The organism is Pseudomonas juntendi, assembly GCF_009932375.1.
Taxonomy (GTDB): Bacteria; Pseudomonadota; Gammaproteobacteria; order Pseudomonadales; family Pseudomonadaceae; genus Aquipseudomonas; species Aquipseudomonas juntendi.
This window is the reverse complement of the sequence record NZ_BLJG01000467.1, coordinates 1-487: the sequence shown is the minus strand read 5'-3', so window position 1 is coordinate 487 and position 487 is coordinate 1. Positions and strand designations below refer to the sequence as shown.

The window sequence follows — 487 nt, the reverse complement described above, 5'->3', positions numbered from 1 at the left end:
CAGTTCGTCCAGGCGCTGGTTGAAGAACAGGCCAAACCCCGCCAGCAGCACCAGCAGCCCTACACCCTGCCCCAGGCTGAAACGCTCACGGAATACGAACACACTGGCCACCAGCAACAACACCGGGCCAATCTGCACCACCAACTGTGCAGTACCTGGGCTTAGCAGGTTGAGCCCGATCAGGTACAGCACGTAGTTGCCCATCAAGCCGAAGACCGCAACGGCCACCAAGCCCTTGCCCTTTGCTGGCAGTTTACGAATGGAGGGCAACCGCCGCTGGGCCGCCAGCCAGGCAAACAGCAGGCCGCCCGAGACCAGCAAGCGGTACCAGGTGACGGTGATCGGGTCGACCACTTGCAGTACCTGCTTGAGCTTGATCGGCAGAATGCCCCAGAGCAGCGCCGTCAAGAGTGCCAGGAACAGGCCGTAGCCCCAGCGGCCGGAAGTGGTATGCATAAAGTCCTCGATCAAGCCCGTGGTGGCGATT

At 61.6% G+C, this 487-nt stretch carries 1 protein-coding gene; it reads right to left on the bottom strand.

All coding sequences use genetic code 11. The features are described from left to right. Positions 1-456: DMT family transporter (locus tag GYA94_RS26765; RefSeq protein WP_161893465.1), on the bottom strand; the 456-nt coding region annotated here is incomplete at its 3' end. Positions 457-487 lie beyond the last annotated feature (31 nt).